Source organism: Pseudomonas frederiksbergensis (genome assembly GCF_003732705.1).
Taxonomy (GTDB): Bacteria; Pseudomonadota; Gammaproteobacteria; order Pseudomonadales; family Pseudomonadaceae; genus Aquipseudomonas; species Aquipseudomonas frederiksbergensis_F.
The window spans coordinates 85,229-101,375 of the sequence record NZ_MOBR01000002.1 but is presented as its reverse complement, the minus strand read 5'-3'; the positions used below and the strand labels follow the sequence as shown (position 1 = coordinate 101,375).

15 protein-coding genes and 1 pseudogene are annotated in these 16,147 nt (G+C 60.5%); 3 read left to right on the top strand and 13 right to left on the bottom strand.

The genetic code is table 11. The features are described from left to right. Window positions 1-2 precede the first annotated feature (2 nt). Genes BK667_RS01095 through BK667_RS01070 form a run of 6 tightly spaced genes read right to left on the bottom strand, consistent with a single transcriptional unit; the run spans window position 3 to window position 4,230 of the window. On the bottom strand, window positions 3-1,682 hold the full coding sequence (locus tag BK667_RS01095) for an acyl-CoA synthetase family protein (RefSeq protein WP_123596564.1): 1,680 nt from the start codon (window positions 1,680-1,682) through the stop codon (window positions 3-5). Beyond that, window positions 1,679-2,224, bottom strand: coding sequence for a COG4648 family protein (locus tag BK667_RS01090; protein WP_123510985.1), 546 nt, complete (start codon window positions 2,222-2,224; stop codon window positions 1,679-1,681). The genes BK667_RS01095 and BK667_RS01090 overlap by 4 nt, the downstream gene beginning before the upstream one ends. Continuing rightward, complete coding sequence (locus BK667_RS01085) at window positions 2,221-2,475, bottom strand: acyl carrier protein (protein WP_007992314.1); 255 nt, start codon at window positions 2,473-2,475, stop codon at window positions 2,221-2,223. The genes BK667_RS01090 and BK667_RS01085 overlap by 4 nt, the downstream gene beginning before the upstream one ends. Window positions 2,476-2,484: 9 nt before the next feature. Beyond that, window positions 2,485-2,745, bottom strand: coding sequence for a phosphopantetheine-binding protein (locus tag BK667_RS01080; protein WP_123510983.1), 261 nt, complete (start codon window positions 2,743-2,745; stop codon window positions 2,485-2,487). After that, a complete protein-coding gene (locus BK667_RS01075; protein WP_123596563.1) occupies window positions 2,726-3,535 on the bottom strand; it encodes a lysophospholipid acyltransferase family protein in 810 nt (269 codons plus the stop codon). The genes BK667_RS01080 and BK667_RS01075 overlap by 20 nt, the downstream gene beginning before the upstream one ends. Beyond that, window positions 3,511-4,230: a beta-ketoacyl synthase chain length factor gene (locus BK667_RS01070; RefSeq protein ID WP_123510979.1), complete on the bottom strand. Its 720-nt coding sequence runs from the start codon at window positions 4,228-4,230 to the stop codon at window positions 3,511-3,513. The genes BK667_RS01075 and BK667_RS01070 overlap by 25 nt, the downstream gene beginning before the upstream one ends. A 361-nt stretch (window positions 4,231-4,591) precedes the next feature. Between BK667_RS01070 and BK667_RS01065 the strand changes: the two genes are divergently transcribed. Beyond that, window positions 4,592-5,362 (top strand): ParA family protein, encoded by a 771-nt coding sequence (locus tag BK667_RS01065; protein WP_123510977.1) that lies wholly within the window; start codon window positions 4,592-4,594, stop codon window positions 5,360-5,362. Window positions 5,363-5,494: 132 nt separating this feature from the next. On the opposite strand, the gene trxC is transcribed toward BK667_RS01065, so the two are convergent. The 6 genes and pseudogenes from trxC to BK667_RS33885 form a co-directional block, all read right to left on the bottom strand. Next, window positions 5,495-5,929, bottom strand: a complete 435-nt coding sequence (trxC, locus tag BK667_RS01055) for a thioredoxin TrxC (RefSeq protein ID WP_123510973.1) — start codon at window positions 5,927-5,929, stop codon at window positions 5,495-5,497. A gap of 91 nt (window positions 5,930-6,020) precedes the next feature. Next, window positions 6,021-7,484: a protein adenylyltransferase SelO gene (gene selO, locus BK667_RS01050; RefSeq protein ID WP_123596561.1), complete on the bottom strand. Its 1,464-nt coding sequence runs from the start codon at window positions 7,482-7,484 to the stop codon at window positions 6,021-6,023. 48 nt (window positions 7,485-7,532) lie between these two features. Beyond that, window positions 7,533-10,901, bottom strand: a complete 3,369-nt coding sequence (gene mscK, locus BK667_RS01045) for a mechanosensitive channel MscK (RefSeq protein WP_123596560.1) — start codon at window positions 10,899-10,901, stop codon at window positions 7,533-7,535. Window positions 10,902-10,936: 35 nt separating this feature from the next. Further along, window positions 10,937-12,679, bottom strand: coding sequence for a potassium/proton antiporter (locus BK667_RS01040; RefSeq protein ID WP_123510967.1), 1,743 nt, complete (start codon window positions 12,677-12,679; stop codon window positions 10,937-10,939). 361 nt (window positions 12,680-13,040) lie between these two features. Continuing rightward, a complete protein-coding gene (locus tag BK667_RS33890) occupies window positions 13,041-13,904 on the bottom strand; it encodes a methyl-accepting chemotaxis protein (RefSeq protein WP_375538752.1) in 864 nt (287 codons plus the stop codon). Then, window positions 13,896-14,651, bottom strand: a pseudogene (locus BK667_RS33885) (MCP four helix bundle domain-containing protein); the annotation flags it as partial. The pseudogene BK667_RS33885 and the gene BK667_RS33890, both read right to left, overlap by 9 nt. A 290-nt stretch (window positions 14,652-14,941) precedes the next feature. Here BK667_RS33885 and BK667_RS01030 point away from each other — a divergent pair. Next, window positions 14,942-15,172: a hypothetical protein gene (locus BK667_RS01030; protein ID WP_054053207.1), complete on the top strand. Its 231-nt coding sequence runs from the start codon at window positions 14,942-14,944 to the stop codon at window positions 15,170-15,172. Beyond that, window positions 15,169-15,474, top strand: coding sequence for a cell division protein ZapA (locus BK667_RS01025; RefSeq protein ID WP_123510963.1), 306 nt, complete (start codon window positions 15,169-15,171; stop codon window positions 15,472-15,474). Before BK667_RS01030 ends, BK667_RS01025 begins: the two co-directional genes overlap by 4 nt. A gap of 48 nt (window positions 15,475-15,522) precedes the next feature. On the opposite strand, the gene BK667_RS01020 is transcribed toward BK667_RS01025, so the two are convergent. Next, entirely contained in the window at window positions 15,523-15,864 is a 342-nt protein-coding gene (locus BK667_RS01020) for a hypothetical protein (RefSeq protein ID WP_123596559.1), read from the bottom strand. Between the last annotated feature and the right edge of the window lie 283 nt (window positions 15,865-16,147).

The following is a 16,147-nucleotide window of genomic DNA, read 5'->3' as shown; positions in this document are numbered from 1 at the left end:
ACTCAGGCATGCGCCACCTCCAACACAATCCGCCCACTGGAGCAGGTGGCGGTGTCGTTGCGGAAGGTGAAATACAGCTTGCTGCGGTCCGGGTCGAAGCGCAGGTGCAGTTGGATTTCATCGCCCGGGCGCACCAGTTGCTGGAATTTCAGCACTTCCATGCCGGCGAATTTGGCCGGCAGATCCATCAGTTGCTGGCCAAGGCTCAGCGCCCAATCCACTTGCACCACGCCGGGCAATACCGGCGCTTGTGGAAAGTGTCCGCTGAAGTACGCCAAGTCCGGCGGCACCGCCAGTTGCAGGCTCCATTCGCCATCGGTTTCAGTCTGTTCCAGCACGTCCGGACCCTTGGGGCGCGGCGCGAGCAGCAAGGCTTCGACGTCGGCCTGGGGCAGTTTGCCCTGGGCATTCAGCGGCAGTTGTCGCAGCAAGCGCCAGCGTCGTGGCAAGGCCAGGGCTTCGCAGTGTTGGCCCAGGTGCTGGCGCAGTTCCTGAGTGAGGGTGCGCCGGCCCTGATTGCGCAAGGCGTGCAGCCCCTGTTGGCTGAGCACCAGCAACGCGCCCAGGGAGGCGCGGTTTTCCTGAACCACCCCGAGACGCGCTTCGGCGACCCAGTCGTGGGCCATCAGTGCCTGTTCCAGCATCGGTAGCGAGATACGTTTTTCTTCCAGTTTGACGATCCGGTCCAGCCGTCCCAACAGTTCGAAACGGCCGTCGGCGGCGATCCGCGCAGCGTCGGCAGTGTGTTCGATGTGGCCGGCCGGCAAGTACGGCGAAGCAATGAGCAGCGCGCCGTCGCTGTCCTGACTCAGCACGACGTCGGCGAACGGTTGCCACAGGTCTTGCCCCTGACGCCAGGCAATCCCGCCGGTTTCCGAGCTGCCGAGGATTTCCGTCGGCCATTGTTGCAAGCGCTCGAACAGGCTTCGAGCTGCCTCGGCGGGCAGGGCGCCCCCGGAGGAAAACACCCGGCGCACCGTGCTCAGGGCCGGCCAGTCGAGGTTATCGCCCATGCGCTTGAGCAGCGCCGGACTGGCGACCCAGGCAAACGCCGTGTGTTCGCGGCTGGCGCGTTGCAAATCTTCCGGGAAGGCCAGTTGCTTGCGCACGAACGGCCGTCCGGCGCACAACGGCCAGAGTACGCGGAACAGCAAGCCGTAAATGTGCTGGGTGGCGACGCTGCCGATGATGCAGGCCGGGCCCAGGTCGGCGCCCCACAGCTGTTCCAGCGCTTCGACTTCATTGGCCAGTTGCCGCAGGGTTTTGTCGATGCGCTTGGGTTCGCCGCTGGAGCCGGAGGTGCACAAGCTGAGCTGACAGCGATCCAGGTCCAGCGCGACGGCGGACATCGGCTCATGCTGATAATCGGCCAGGTGCGCGTCGTCGGCTTGATCGGTCAGCCACAGATCGACTTCGGATGACCAGCGCTGACGTGTCTGGGGCTGCAAGTCGGCGGGCAGCAACACGCTGACCCCGACCCGCCAGGCGCCCAGCAGCGCAATCGCCAGATCGGCGGCGTCTTCGAGGTGCACGGCAATGCGCCGCACGCCTTGGGCTTGCAGGCCGGCGGCGAGGCTCAGGGCCTGGCGGCACAATTGCGCGTGATTCAACGCCGGATCGGCCGTCACGGCACGTTCCGGCTGAGCCTTGAGCAGTAATTGCTCAAGTGTTATCCAATTCATGGGTGGCCTCGTACCCGTTGTCGTATTAGCCATTCAATGGCAAACATCAGGCCGATCAATCCGTAGGAGATCAGGCCGGTGTACAACATCCACCAACTCAGCGGCGCCCAAAGGGTCAGCGCGGCGGCGCACAAACCGTTGCAGAGAAAAAACACACTCCAGGCCACCGTGACCTGGCGGGTATAAACAATCGCCTTGGCCGGCAACTGCGGTTCACGCAGACGGGCCAAGCGTTCGGCCATCGGCGGGCCGTATTTCAGGCTCAGCCCGAACAGCGCCAGCATGAAACCGCTGATCAGTACCGGATACCACCGCAGCAGTGCCGGACTGTCGAAAACCGCCAGCAGCAGGCAAAACACGATGGCGACGATGGCCATCCACAAGCTGCCCGGCCTGCGTACGCCGGTCAGAATGCGGGCCAGCCACAGGCTGCCCAGCAGTAAGCCGAACTGCCACGGCGCGAAGTGCTCCATGCCGAAATACACCGCAAAGGGGTACAGCAGGCCCGCCAGCAGCAGGCCAAGGCCGATCACTCGACTCATGCGGCCGGTTGAACCAGGCGGTACACCGCCTCGACCACGTCGCTGACGGTACGCACCGATTTGAACTCTTCGGCGGCGATTTTCTTGCCAGTCTGGCGCTTGATGTGATCGATCAGGTCGACGGCGTCGATGCTGTCGATTTCCAGATCCTGATACAGGTTGGATTCCAGGCTCACGCGCTCGGGGTCCAGCTCGAAGAGTTCGACCAGAGCATCGCGCAGGGTGTTGAAGATATCGTCACGAGTTTGCATGGTCCGGTCTCAAGCTGCCTGTTTTGCAGTGACGAACGCCGCAAGGCTCGCCACGTTGCTGAAGTGATTGCGGGTGTCCTTGGCGTCGGCATCGATTTTGATGCCGTACTTTTTCTGGATGGCCAGGCCGAGTTCCAGGGCGTCGACCGAATCCAGGCCCAGGCCTTCGCCAAACAGGGTCTGGTCGTCGCCGATGTCGTCGACGCTGATGTCTTCGAGGCCCAGGGCGTCGATGATCAGCAGTTTGATATCACGGTGTAGATCGCTCATCTTCGGCGAGCTCCTTAATAAAGTAGTGATGCAAGTAATCGTTGAGCTTGCGCGAAGCCTGAGGCGCAGGACCCTGCGCGGCAAAGGCCTGTGGGTCTATATCGGCCCCGACACGAAAACTGAAGTGCACGCGGCGTTTTGGGATCCGATACCAGGGCTCGGCCTTGGTCAAAGTGGTCGGGCTGACTTTGATAACCACTGGGGTGAGGATTTTCGCACCCCGCAGGGCAATGGCTGCGGCACCCCGATGAAAGGCCGGCGGTTGGCCGGGCTGGGTGCGGGTGCCTTCGGGAAAAATGATCAGGGTCTGGCCACTTTTCAGTGCGTCAGCGGCGGCGTCGAGCATGTCCATGCTGCCGTCGTTGCTGATGTATTCGGTGCGGCGCAACGGGCCACGAGTGAAAGGGTTCTCCCAGAGGCTCTTTTTGACCACGCAGTTGCTGTGGCGCACCAGGCCAATCAGAAACACCACATCAATCAGCGACGGGTGATTGGCAATGATCATTTGCCCCGGACGCCCGAGCTTTTCCGCGCCCTGAATGTCGTAGGTCAGCACGCCGCTGCGGGCCATGAACCGGACAAAAAACCAGAAACAGCGACTGACGATTTTCCGCGCCCGCAGGCGATGGGCCTGAGCATCGCCGGGCAGGCAGCCGAGTAGCGGGAAAACCAGCAATCGCAGGCACAGCCCGCCCAACCCGAAAAGGGTGAAGCTCGCAGCGGTGGCCAGCAGGCGCCAGTAGTAGGCGTCGCGGTTTTTATCGATTACGGGTTGCGTTGCCAGGTCCATACACGATTTTTCCAGGCATGTTGGCAGGTTGACTGCTGGCCGAGCAGGGTACGCAATAGATTCAAGGCATGGGGCCAGTGAGCGTTGGACAGCTCATCCGGGTTGCTGTTCAGGGACAGCTGCCAGTCGTTGCCGGGGGTGAGCAGCAGACCGACCGCGTAGGGGAACGGTACATCGTCGATCCAGGCCGAATAGGCTTCGGGCGGTTGTTCTTCGGTGACCACCAGCAGCACGGCGGGCGCGCCCTCGGAAAGTAAAGCCGCCGCCTCAAGCATGCCGTGCTCAAGCCCGTCGCCAGCGGCGGCGAGGGCGGTCATTTCGCTGGTTTCGCCGCGCATGATCGACCACAGGCCGATGATCGCGTTGTGCACCGAAAGGCTGAACTGGGTCGGCGACAACGGCTGATCGGCCGCCAGGTCACTGAGAATATCGAAAGTGCGCGGGGTTTCGCCGTGGCGGGAAATAAAGACCAACGGTAGGTCCTGCCGACCATCGGCCAACGGCCAGCCAACACTGAAGGCCATCCGCGCCAGGCGGCTGAGTCGTCGACGCTGCATGGCCGGCAGAAACGACACGTCGGGGGCGGCATCGCTGCTTTGGAGGGCGACCGGCTGTCGGCTCCAGGCCTGCCAATCGTCCACGCTTTCGAGCCCAGGGGCCCATGCGCGCCATTGGGCGATGTTGAAGTTGATCACAAAGACTCATCCCGCCCCTGCGGGCTTCCTTGACGTGGTCAGTCGCTAAAACAGCGCCCGACCGTACGTGGCGCTTAACGCCGAGTGGCGCGCATTATCCCGGTGCGGCGGGCGTGTAGCAAATGCTGGTTACATTTTGCGCAATCAAATGTACCGTTTGGTTCGTGAAAAAGCTGTCGTATGGCCATTATCCACATTTCGGCGAGCGGATCTGTCGGCTCTGTCTGCGATCAACGGACGAGTTCGCGGCTTTTTAACCAAGATATTGCGCCCGACTGTGTAGTCCCCATACCCGCGAGGTAGCTAAGCGACGCCGTGGACTACTACACTCGGTCATTCTTTGATACACGGAGGTTTTGACATGCGGCGCGTGGTGTTCAATCAGAAGGGCGGTGTGGGTAAGTCCAGCATCGCCTGCAATCTGGCAGCGGTCAGTGCCAGCGAGGGCTATCGCACCCTGTTGGTGGATCTCGATGCCCAGGCCAACTCCACTCAATACCTGACCGGCCTCACCGGCAATGACATCCCCATGGGGATCGCCGATTTCTTCAAGCAGACCTTGTCGTCCGGGCCGTTCTCGAAGAAAAACCAGGTGGATATCTACGAAACCCCGTTCGACAATCTTCACGTCATCACCGCCACCGCCGAGCTGGCCGATTTGCAGCCCAAGCTTGAGGCCAAACACAAGATCAACAAGCTGCGCAAACTGCTCGACGAGCTGAGCGAAGACTACGACCGGATCTACCTCGACACCCCGCCGGCACTGAACTTCTATGCGGTGTCGGCATTGATCGCCGCTGATCGCGTGCTTATTCCTTTCGACTGCGACAGCTTCTCGCGCCAGGCGCTGTATGGCTTGCTGGCGGAAATCGAAGAATTGAAGGAAGACCATAACGAAGGGCTGGAAGTGGAAGGCATCGTGGTTAACCAGTTCCAGGCCCGGGCGAGTTTGCCTCAGCAAATCCTCGACGAATTGATCGCCGAAGGTTTGCCGGTGTTGCCGGTTTACCTGGGCAGCTCGGTGCGCATGCGCGAATCCCATCAGGCGAATACGCCGCTGATCCACCTTGATCCGCGCCACAAGCTGACCCAGCAGTTTGTCGAGTTGCACAACCTGCTCGAAAACACCTGATTCCCACAGGTGACGCAGAACCCCTGTGGGAGCGAGCCTGCTCGCGAATACGGTATGACAGGCGACATTGTTGTCGACTGACACTCCTTCTTCGCGAGCAGGCTCGCTCCCACATGTTGTTTTGCGGTGGCTTTAGATTCCCTGGCTGCGCAACCAGCTCATCAACTGCGGCAACGGGAAAGCCCCGCTCTGGCGCGCCACTTCCCGGCCATTCTTGAACAGAATCAGACTTGGTATCGAGCGAATCCCCAACTGCGCCGACAACTGCTGATTCGCCTCGCTATCGAGCTTGGCCAACCGACACTTACCCGCCAACTGCCCCGCCGCCTGCTCGAACACCGGTGCAAACGACTTGCACGGCCCACACCACTCGGCCCACACGTCCACCAGCAACGGCAAATCGCCCTTGATCTGACTGGCGTAATCACCTTGTTTCAATTCGAACGGCTTACTCAGCAGCACCTCAGCCTTGCAACGCCCGCATTTCGGATGATCGCTGAGGCGTTCGGCGGGGATGCGGTTGAGGCCGTTGCAGTGGGGGCAGGGGATGAGGAGTGGGTCGGTCATGGTGGGCTCTGGATAAATGGACAATCTATGCAGCTGATTTGGAGTCGTCGCTCACGATTATCAAGCGACGATTCACATGTTGAACCCGCCATCACGACGAACAGCTAATCTCCAAATGCTTACCCCACTCCGGCGGCCGCTCGGCGTAACTCTCCATCCCCGCCTGCTCCACAAACGGATTGCTCAGCACCGTGTGCAGGCGGCGGACTTCGGCATAGTCGCCACTCTCCGCCGCATCGATGGCTTTCTGCGCCAGGTAGTTGCGCAGGATGTACAGCGGATTAACCGCGTGCATCCGAACCCGGCGTTGCTCCTGATCGACGGCGCCTTCACGGGCAACCCGGGCGATATAGAGCTCACCCCATGCATCAAAGCCCTTGATATCGACAAAGTCATCGCGCAATCGGGCAGCAGCCAGTTCGGGTGATTCATCCCCCAAACGTCGGAAGAACAGCGTGTAATCCACCCCACTGTTCTGCATCAGTTGCAGCAAACGCTCCAGCAGTTTCTGGTCATCGTCTTCGGCGATGGTCAGGCCGAGGCGGCGGCGCATCAGGTCGAGGTAGTGGGCCTGGTACAGCGGCAGGTACAGGCCGAGGGTTTCGCGCAGGGCTTCGACGCTGATGAATGGCGTCAGGGCTTGGGCGAGGGCGCTGAGGTTCCATTGTCCGATCGGCACCTGGTTGCTGAAGGAGTAGCGGCCCTGGTCGTCGGAGTGGTTGCAGATGAAGTTGGCGTCGAAGTCATCGAGGAAGGCGAACGGGCCGAAGTCGAAGGTGATGCCCAGGATCGACATGTTGTCGGTGTTCATTACCCCGTGGCAGAAACCATAGGCCTGCCATTTGGCGATCAGTTCGGCGTTGCGTTCGACGATTTCCCGGAACATCGCCAGGTACGGTTCCGGCTGCTCCAGGCATTCGGGGAAGTGCATCGCCAGCACGTGTTCGCCGAGGGCTTTTTGCTGCTCGGGGCGCTTGGTGTAGTAGAAATATTCGAAATGCCCGAAACGTACATGGCTCGGTGACAGGCGCAGGACCATGGCCGCCCGTTCCTGTTTCTCGCGCCATACCGGCGTATCGGAGCCGATCACACACAGGGCGCGAGTGGTCGGGATGTTCAGGGCATGCAGCGCTTCGGAGGCAAGAAACTCGCGGATCGACGAACGCAGGACCGCTCGTCCATCGCCCATCCGTGAATAAGGCGTCTGGCCGGCACCCTTGAGGTGCAAGTCCCAATGCTCGCCGGCCTCGTTGTAGACCTCGCCCAGCAACAAGCCGCGTCCGTCGCCCAGTTGCGGGTTGTAGGAGCCGAATTGATGCCCGGAATAGACCATCGCCCGCGGTTCGGCTTCGGCCCAGAGCTTGTGGCCGCCGAACAGTTCGGCGAACACCGGCGTCTCGGCCACGGCCGGGTCCAGGTCCAGCAGCGCCATGGCGGCGGGGCTGGCGACCACCAGTCGCGGATTCGCAATGGGCTCCGGCAGCACATGGGTTGAGAACGCGTCGCCCAGGCGGGCGAAGCGATTGTCGAAGGTCAGTTCGTCGAGGGCTTTCAACGGCACTCTCCAGCAGAATGTCCGAGCATTCTGCTAGGGATAAGGCGGTTAGTCGAGTTTGGTCGGAGGCGGCTCTTGCTCCGGGACGTCGACAGGCGCGTCGGTCGGGGCCTCGCGAGAGAGGATGGTTTTGTTCTCTTCCTCGACCGGCACCAACTTGTATTCCTGGCCGTGGAGGTTCTTCAGGTAAACCTCCATCTGCCGGAACGAGATGTTGATGTGCTGCTTCTTGAACTCGTGGTTGATGAAGCGGTTGACCTCATCGAGCACCGGGTTGCGGTCGCCGAGGTCGCGTACGTGCATGCGCAACTCGTGGTCGAGGGTGCTTTCGCCGAAGTTCAGGAAGTACACGTGAGGCTCGGGCTCTTTCAGTACTCGTGGGTTGTCCCGTGCGGCTTGCAGCAACAGCGACTTGACCAAGTCCAGGTCCGAACCGTAATCGACGCCGAGCTTGAGGGTTACCCGGGTGATGGTGTCGGTCAGGGACCAGTTGATCAGTTGCCCGGTGATGAAGGTCTTGTTCGGGACAATGATGTCCTTGCGGTCGAAGTCGGTGATGGTCGTGGCACGAATGCGGATCTTGCTCACGGTGCCCGACAGGTTGCCGATGGTGATGGTGTCGCCGATCCGTACCGGGCGCTCGAACAGGATCATGATGCCGGAGATGAAGTTGGCGAAAATCTCCTGCATCCCGAAGCCGAGCCCTACCGATAGCGCCGCCACCAGCCATTGCAACTTGTCCCAACTCACGCCGAGGGTGGACAGGGTCGAGACGAAACCGACGCCGGCGATCACGTAGGACAGCAGCGTGGTGGTGGCGTAGGCGCTGCCTTGGGCCAGGTTCAGCTTCGACAGCACCAACACTTCCAGCAAACCGGGCAAGTTGCGCGCCAGGGCGAAGGTGATACCGATAATGATCAATGCGCCGAGCATGTCGCCGATGCTGATCGGCACCATGCTCATGTTGGCGCCGGTGCCGCTGGTGTATTCGTAGAGGGTGACGTTGTCCAGGTACGAGAACACCGAAATCAGGTCCGACCAGACCCAGTACAGCGCCGCGATGAAACCGCCGAGCAAGGCCAGGCGAATCAGGCGCAGGGACTGTTCGTTGACCTTCTCGATGTCCAGGGTCGGCTCTTCGATCACCGCTTCGCCATCGCCGGCCTCTTTCGCGGCCTGGCGTTTGGCCAGGGCGCGCTGATAGGCCAGGCGCCGTGCCGCCACGCTGAGGCCACGCACGAACGTGGCTTCGATCACCAGCCAGAACATCAGCAGGTACAGGGTGTTGATCAACCGGTCGCTGAGTTTCAGCGCGGTGTAGTAGTAGCCGAAGCACACCGCCACGAACAGTGCGACGGGCAGGACCGTGAACATGATCCCCACGGCCTTGCGGAACAGCGAAGCGCTCTCATGGGTCGGGCTGCTGATCAGCAGGCGACTGAGCAGCCAGGCCATCAAGGCATAACAGGTCAGCACCACTGGCATGCCCAGTACGTCATCGGCCAGCGCCGCCGGTTGCAGTTCTGCGACCGCCACGACGGCGACCAAGGCCATCACGACCAACCCGAGACGACGAACCCAGCCTTGCAAGAACTCGACCTGGGGTTTTTCCCAACGGAAATGCAGTTCCGCCACGCCGCCCGGCGCGAGGATCCGGTAGGCGGTGTAGAACACCAGCCAGGCCTGGCCCATTTGCACCAATGCCGCGCCCATATTGGCGTTCTGCCCGCGTGCGTCGATCTGCAAGGCCAGGCCACACAAGGCCAGGCCCAGCGCGACCGGCATCGCCAGCAGAATGTTGATCAGAATCGCCTGGGGCGTGTGCCACTGGCTGTCACGCTTGAAGTGACCGATGTCCTGGTGAACCTTGTTCAGACGGGCATACAGACTCTTGCGCCGCCACAGCAATGCACCGATCAGCAGCACCAGGGGCAGGAACAGCAACGGCCGCTGGATCAGGCCATCGCTCAATTCGCTCAGGCTCGAAGTCCAGGGCAGCGTGGTGACCTGGCGTTGCAAGCGCTCCGGCACACCGTGCATCCATTCCAGATCCAGCGGCTTGTTGCTCGGGATCCAGAACATCTGCTCGTCGAGGGTCGACCGCAGGCTTTTGGTGGTGCTGAGCAACTGCTTCTGGTTCAGCTGCAAGGTGATGGATTGGTTGAGCACCGCGCTCAGTTCGCGGTTCAGTCGCTCCAGCAGTTCGGCGCGGGTGTTGGCCAGTTCCAGCAAGCTTTTGCGCAGTTGCGGGGTGACTTGTTCCGGCGGTTGGGTTGCCAACAGGCTGTCAACGTAGCTTGCCGGGTTGCTGAGCAATTCCCGCTGTTGGCTGACTTCGAATTGAAACAGGCGAATGTCAGCGATCTGGTCCGCCAGGTCACGGTCAAGCTTGAGTGGCGGCAGGGACTGCTTCTGTTTGTAGAGAATCTTGGAGAGCAGCAAGCTGCCCTTGAGTACGTTGATCTGCTCGTCCAAAGCCGAATCGCTTTGGGTCACGCTGTCCAGTTGCTGCTTGGTTTGCAGGTTCTGTTGGGTGATGACGTTGAGGCGGTCGGTATTTTTCAGCAGATAGTCAGAGAGCTTCAGGTTCTGTGCGCTTTCCGTGGCCAGCAAACTGCTGCTGCCAGACTTTTGCGCTTCGATGGATTGTTGCGTCACCGTCTCTTGGGAATGGGCCAGGCGCTTCTGGTTGATCAGGGTTTGCAGCTCCTGGATTTCCTGATCCTGGCGCGCGACTTTTTCCGAGAGTACGTCATGCTGGCTGTTGCCCAGATCCTGCAACTGGCTGTTGCCGGCCAGTTCCTGGCGGCGCAACGGGATAAGTGCGCTTAGCGCGGCGAGTTCGGCGTTGAGTTGGTCGCGCTGCTCGACGCTCAAGGACTTGCCGTTATCTTTGCCGGCCTTGAGGATGTTGTTGATCTGCTGGATGCGCGTCTGGCTGCTGGCGATCTCGGCCTGGGCGCGCTCGGGGCGGGTCTGGGCGGTGATGATCAGGCTGTTGGCGTCGGCCAGGGCTTTTTGCAGATCGCCTTGCTGGGTGGAGCGCTCGGTCAGCATCTGTTCGAGTTGCGGGATCGACAGATTGGCGTAGCGCTGCTCGATCGGCGCAACTTTGGAGGCCTTGATGCGGGCCAGTTCACGCTGGTTTTCGATGTTCTGCTTGGGCGCGGTGGCCAGTTGCTGGTTCAGATCGATCAGTTTTTGATCGTAATCACGCTTGTTGTCGAGCTGAGTCAGGGTGTTCTGCAGGATCGATTGCAGGGCTTTCTGATCGGCTTCCGGCAGTTTGCGCTCGGCGATCCTGTCCAGGCTTCCCTGTACAGCTTCGCTGGACGGCGGTTCGCCGGCTTGCAACGTACCAATGGAGAGACTCAGGCCCAGCAGGGCAATGGTGAACAAAGAGCGCAGGGTTGGCATAGAGACCGATCGAGCTAGGTGAAAAGAATGGCAGTTTAGAGGAACAAGCCCGGACCCGGGCGACTTCCTTCGGGGAATCTGACGCCCACTTTGCCGATCTTGTTCCCTTCCATGACCGCGACCGTCCAAATGGTGTTGTTCCACTCCACCTGGTCGCCCACGACCGGCGCCCCGCCAACCTTCTGGGCAATGAAGCGGGCCAGGGACATGTCCGGATCGATGCCTTCGACTTTCAATCCGTACAGCGCCGCAACCGCCGCCAGCTGGGCGTCTCCTTCGAGTACGAAGTCGCCAAAGAAGCGCAGGTCGAGGCCCCGTTGCGGTGCCTGGCTGAAGAGTTTTCCGAGGGCTGGGAGGTTGTGTTCATGGCCGATCACACAGAGCAAATCATCGACTTCGAGCACCGTACTACCCGACGGATGGAGCAGTTGTTGGCCACGAAACAGTGCCGCGATCCGGGTGCCTTCGGGCATTTTCAGTTCGCGAAGGGGCGAGCCGATGCACCATTTCTCGGCACCGAGGCGGTAAACGAACAGCTCCCACTCGCTGGTAACGTGGACTTCCAGAGCCGAACGGGAGATCGGCGCCGGCTCCGGCGGAACCGTCACCTTCAACAATTTTGCGACCCACGGCAGGCTCGTGCCCTGCACCAGCAGCGACACCAGCACGATAAAGAACGCGAGGTTGAAATAGAGTTGGGCGTTCGGCAGCCCGGCCATCAGCGGGAACACCGCCAAAATGATCGGTACCGCGCCGCGCAGGCCTACCCAGGAAATAAAGGCTTTTTCGCGACCGTGGAAGGCTTTGAACGGCAGCAGGCCGACCATCACCGACAGCGGCCGGGCAAACAGAATCATCCACAGCGCCAGGCCCAGGGCGGGCAGGGCGATGGGCAGCAAGTCGTGGGGCGTGACCAGCAAGCCCAGCACCAAAAACATGCCGATCTGCGCCAGCCAGGCCATGCCGTCGAGCATGTGCAAAATGCCGTGGCGGCTGCGCACCGGGCGGTTGCCGATCACCAGGCCGCACAGATAAACGGCGAGGAAGCCGCTGCCGTGCAAGGCGTTGGTCAGGGCGAACACCAGCAGGCCGCCGGCAATCACCAGAATCGGGTAGAGGCCGTTGGCCAGGTTGATGCGGTTCACCAGTTGCAACATGACCCAACCGCCGCCCAGGCCGATCACCGCGCCGATACCGAACTCGCGCACCAAGTGCCCGAGCAGGCTCCAGTGCAGGCCGGTCTGGCCGCTGGCGAGCATGTCAATCAGGGTCACGGTGAGGAACACCGCCATCGGGTCGTTGCTGCCGGATTCGATTTCGAGGCTGGCGGTCACCCGCTCGTTCAGGCCTTTACCGCCCAACAGCGAGAATACCGCCGCGGCGTCGGTAGAGCCGACGATGGCGCCGATCAGCAAGCCCTGAATGATGTTCAGGTTGAACAGCCACGCGGCGGCCATGCCGGTCAGCCCGGTGGTGATCAACACCCCGACCGTGGCCAGCGACAGCGCCGGCCACAACGCCACGCGGAAACTGGCGACCCGGGTGCGCAAGCCGCCGTCGAGCAAAATCACCGCCAACGCAAGGTTGCCGACCAGATAAGCCGTGGGGTAGTTATCGAAAATAATGCCGCCGCCGTCGACGCCAGCGGCCATGCCCACGGCCAGGATAATCACCAGAATCGGGATACCGAGGCGGGACGAAAGGGAACTCACCAGAATGCTCGCACCTACCAGCAACGCGCCGATCAAGAACAGGCTGTTGATGGTCGTCGCATTCAAAGGCAGTACTCCAGAAAGCTGAAAGGCGGGCACAAACTGACCATGCAGTCTACGTGCCAGCGATTCTAACCTGTTGAAATGTGATGCTGTCAAAAAGCTTTTAGCGATGATCGTTCCCACGCTCTGCGTGGGAATGCTTCAACGGACGCTCCGCGTTCGGCTCTTGATGGGACGCGGAGCGTCCCGGGCTGCATTCCCACGCAGAGCGTGGGAACGATCAACATCGAACTCAGGATCGGATTGGCGATTGTGAGTCGAACTCAGGGTTTGAAACGCTTGAAGATCGGCTCCCTTTCCCCTCTCCCCTTTGGGGAGAGGGCTGGGGTGAGGGGTGGCTCTTGAGCGCACCGCTCATTTCAGATCAAAGGCTAAACCGCCCAACCATATTGTTCAGGTCCAGCGCCAAGCGCGACAGCTCGCTGCTGGCCGCGCTGGTCTGATTCGCCCCGGTCGCCGATTGCACCGACAGATCCCGAATGTTCACCAGGTTGCGGTCCACTTCACGGGCCACCTGCGCCTGTTCTTCCGCCGCGCTGGCGATCACCAGGTTGCGCTCGTTGATCTCGACAATCGCACTGTTGATCGTGTCCAGCGACATACCGGCACCACGGGCGATGTTCAACGTCGATTCAGCGCGCTCGGTGCTGTTGCGCATCGAATCCACCGCGTGTTCGGTGCCGCTCTGGATGCTGCCGATCATGCGTTCGATTTCGCTGGTGGATTGCTGGGTGCGGTGCGCCAAGGCACGAACCTCATCCGCCACCACCGCGAAACCACGCCCGGCTTCACCGGCGCGGGCCGCTTCGATGGCCGCGTTCAGGGCCAACAGGTTGGTCTGGTCCGCCAGGCCGCGAATCACGTCCAGTACCTTGCCAATGTCCCGGGATTCGTTGGCCAGGTCGCCGATCAGCGTTGCGGTGCTCTGCACATCGGCGCTCATGCGTTCGATGGCGCTGACCGTTTCCTGCACCAGATCACGGCCGTCACCAGCGGAAGTGGTGGCGTTCTTCGAGGCTTCGGAGGTGCTCACCGCGTTGCGCGCGACTTCTTCCACGGCGCTGGTCATTTCGTTGACTGCGGTGGCGGCCTGTTCGATTTCGTTGTTCTGCTGAGTCAGGCCTCGGGCGCTTTCGTCGGTGACGCTGTTCAACTCTTCAGCGGCGGACGCCAATTGCGTAGCCGACCCGGAAATCCGTTGCAGGGTGTCGCGCAGTTTGTCCTGCATCTTCGACATCGCCAGCAGCAGGCGACCGGCTTCATCCTGGCCATCGACGGTAATCGGACGGGTCAGGTTGCCTTCAGCGATTTCTTCAGCAGCGCTCAAGGCATTGGCGATTGGCTTGGTGATGCTGTTGGTCAGCAACCAGGCGAACAGCAGGGTCAGGCCGGTGGCGATGACCAATAGGGTCACGACCAGGTCGAACGCTGACGAATATTGGTCGGTGGCTTTTTGATTGGTGTCTTGGGACTGCTGGGTGTTGATTTCCAGCAACTTCGCCAGGGCATTGTTGACCGCCTCGGAGTTGGCCAGCAGTTCGGTGTTGAGCATTTTGCGCAGGTCATCGATCTGATTGTTGCGCGACAGACTTTTCATCCGGTCTTCAAGTTGACGGTACTGCGCCAGCAACTGCACGTACTGATCATAAGCCGCACGCTCCTGCGGGCCGTCGATCAGCGGTTCGTAAATCCGCTGGGCGTCGCGGATCTGCTGGTTGCGCACGTCAAACAGTTCCATGGTTTTCTGCTGCACATCAGGTTCGCGGTTGATCAACAAACGGTAGGACAGCACCCGCAGACGCAGGGTCAGTTGCGTGAACTCGTCCAGGCTCTTGATGCTCGGCACGCTGGCGTTGGCGATGTCTTCACCGGCTGCGCGAATCTTGCTCATCTGATTCAGGGCGAATACGCCCAGGATCAGCATCAGAGCGCCAATCAAGGCAAAGCCAAGGAACGCCCGCGGCGCGATATTCATATTACGAAGGGACATGGTATTTACCGTGAAAAGCGCATCCGTGCGGGGCTGAGACTGCTATATGGATGACTTATCGGTCATACGACTAAAGTCTTGAGCCCCTGTGCGAATTTGTCGCAGACAGGCCCCGGCGACGAAGTGCAGGAACCAGAGCCGCCAATCACAGTCTTTAAAACTCGCGAGGAACGTCGCCCGCCAGGAAAATCAAGGCCTCGCGCCCCAATAACCCTGGCATCCGTGGTGACTTTTCTTTATCGTACGCGCCCTTTGAAAAAGCTTGGAAAATCAAAATGTTGGAAGCATCCCTGAGTCAATTGGAACAACTGGTCAGCGACCTGGTGCAACAGAACCAGAGCCTGCTCGGCACCAACCAGACCCTGAGCGCAGAACTGGCCCAGGCCAAGGATGAAAACGAAAGCCTGCAACTGAGCCTGATGGAACAGGAAGAGAAACAAGGCGCCACCGCCGCACGCATCCAGGCCCTGGTTGAGCGCGTCAGCGCCGGCCCTGTCAGCGCATGAATCAGGGCGCCGCAGGGGTAAAAGTCGTCTCGATCCTGGGGGAGGACTATTCGATCAAGGCGCCGGCCGGGGAAGAGCAAACCCTGCTGGACGCCGCGATGATGTTGAAGGCAGCCCTGGCCGACACTAAACGCAAATACCCGACGCTGATCGGTGATCGTTTGCTGGTGCTGGCGGCGATGAATCTGTGCTCCCAGCAGATTGAAATGAAAAAGCAGCACCAGCAGGAACTCGACCGTTACCAAGAGCAAGTCAGCGCCACGGTTGAAGTGATTTCAAAGACCATCGGCCACCAAGGCTGACGCGCACACCTGAGTGCCCCTTGGCCAGGGGCACTGCTGCCGGTTGTATCAACTGCGCCAGATAACCACGACGCGCCAGCTTCCATCGGGTTGTCTGTCGTAGCGAAACCCTCCCACCGTCTGTGTGCTCCCATTTGAGAGGAGGTAATCACCTACGTCCAAGAGAGCCACGAACTCCTCGACACTGACCGGTTGTGAGGTTCTTCTGATTTCGGAGCCTACGATAATCTGGACGAAGTAACGGCCGTCGCTTGTAGTCACAAATTCCTTTCGGGTCACCTTGGGATTTGTCGGGCCATCCAATACTGTCCCGCCCACCTTGGCGTGCTTGATCAAACTGTCATCGTCCCATGCGAGATTCGTCGGGGAAGTGTTGCTGTCGTTGTTCATGACTGTGCGCTCATTGATTGAAAGGGAGGCGTGCAATTGTGAGCCCGGGAGTTCCAAATTAGTCGCAAGGTGCTGCTTTGTAACCTGTCAGAGTTGACAGGTGCAGGGCGTTTTCGACGAGGCGGAGTACGGCGACTGATTCTCTAAAAGAGAGGGCTGTTGCTGCAGGATGCGTTTGGCTCAAACAACTGGGCACACTTGCGTTTCATCCTGCGGCAAATAGTTGCGTCGGTTGTATACAATCGGCACGCCAGTTGCATCGATTCAACCTCTTATTCCTTGG

What these genes read in the sequence shown, in the direction of transcription:
- trxC (WP_123510973.1), bottom strand. Translation starts at nt 5,929, where the DNA reads ATGACCGACCCACTCCTCATCCCCTGCCCCCACTGCAACGGCCTCAAC.
- BK667_RS01080 (WP_123510983.1), bottom strand. Translation starts at nt 2,745, where the DNA reads ATGAGCGATCTACACCGTGATATCAAACTGCTGATCATCGACGCCCTG.
- BK667_RS01020 (WP_123596559.1), bottom strand. Translation starts at nt 15,864, where the DNA reads ATGAACAACGACAGCAACACTTCCCCGACGAATCTCGCATGGGACGAT.
- BK667_RS01085 (WP_007992314.1), bottom strand. Translation starts at nt 2,475, where the DNA reads ATGCAAACTCGTGACGATATCTTCAACACCCTGCGCGATGCTCTGGTC.
- BK667_RS01075 (WP_123596563.1), bottom strand. Translation starts at nt 3,535, where the DNA reads ATGGACCTGGCAACGCAACCCGTAATCGATAAAAACCGCGACGCCTAC.
- mscK (WP_123596560.1), bottom strand. Translation starts at nt 10,901, where the DNA reads ATGCCAACCCTGCGCTCTTTGTTCACCATTGCCCTGCTGGGCCTGAGT.
- BK667_RS01030 (WP_054053207.1), top strand. Translation starts at nt 14,942, where the DNA reads ATGTTGGAAGCATCCCTGAGTCAATTGGAACAACTGGTCAGCGACCTG.
- BK667_RS01095 (WP_123596564.1), bottom strand. Translation starts at nt 1,682, where the DNA reads ATGAATTGGATAACACTTGAGCAATTACTGCTCAAGGCTCAGCCGGAA.
- BK667_RS01025 (WP_123510963.1), top strand. Translation starts at nt 15,169, where the DNA reads ATGAATCAGGGCGCCGCAGGGGTAAAAGTCGTCTCGATCCTGGGGGAG.
- BK667_RS01090 (WP_123510985.1), bottom strand. Translation starts at nt 2,224, where the DNA reads ATGAGTCGAGTGATCGGCCTTGGCCTGCTGCTGGCGGGCCTGCTGTAC.
- BK667_RS33890 (WP_375538752.1), bottom strand. Translation starts at nt 13,904, where the DNA reads ATGCAGGACAAACTGCGCGACACCCTGCAACGGATTTCCGGGTCGGCT.
- BK667_RS01065 (WP_123510977.1), top strand. Translation starts at nt 4,592, where the DNA reads ATGCGGCGCGTGGTGTTCAATCAGAAGGGCGGTGTGGGTAAGTCCAGC.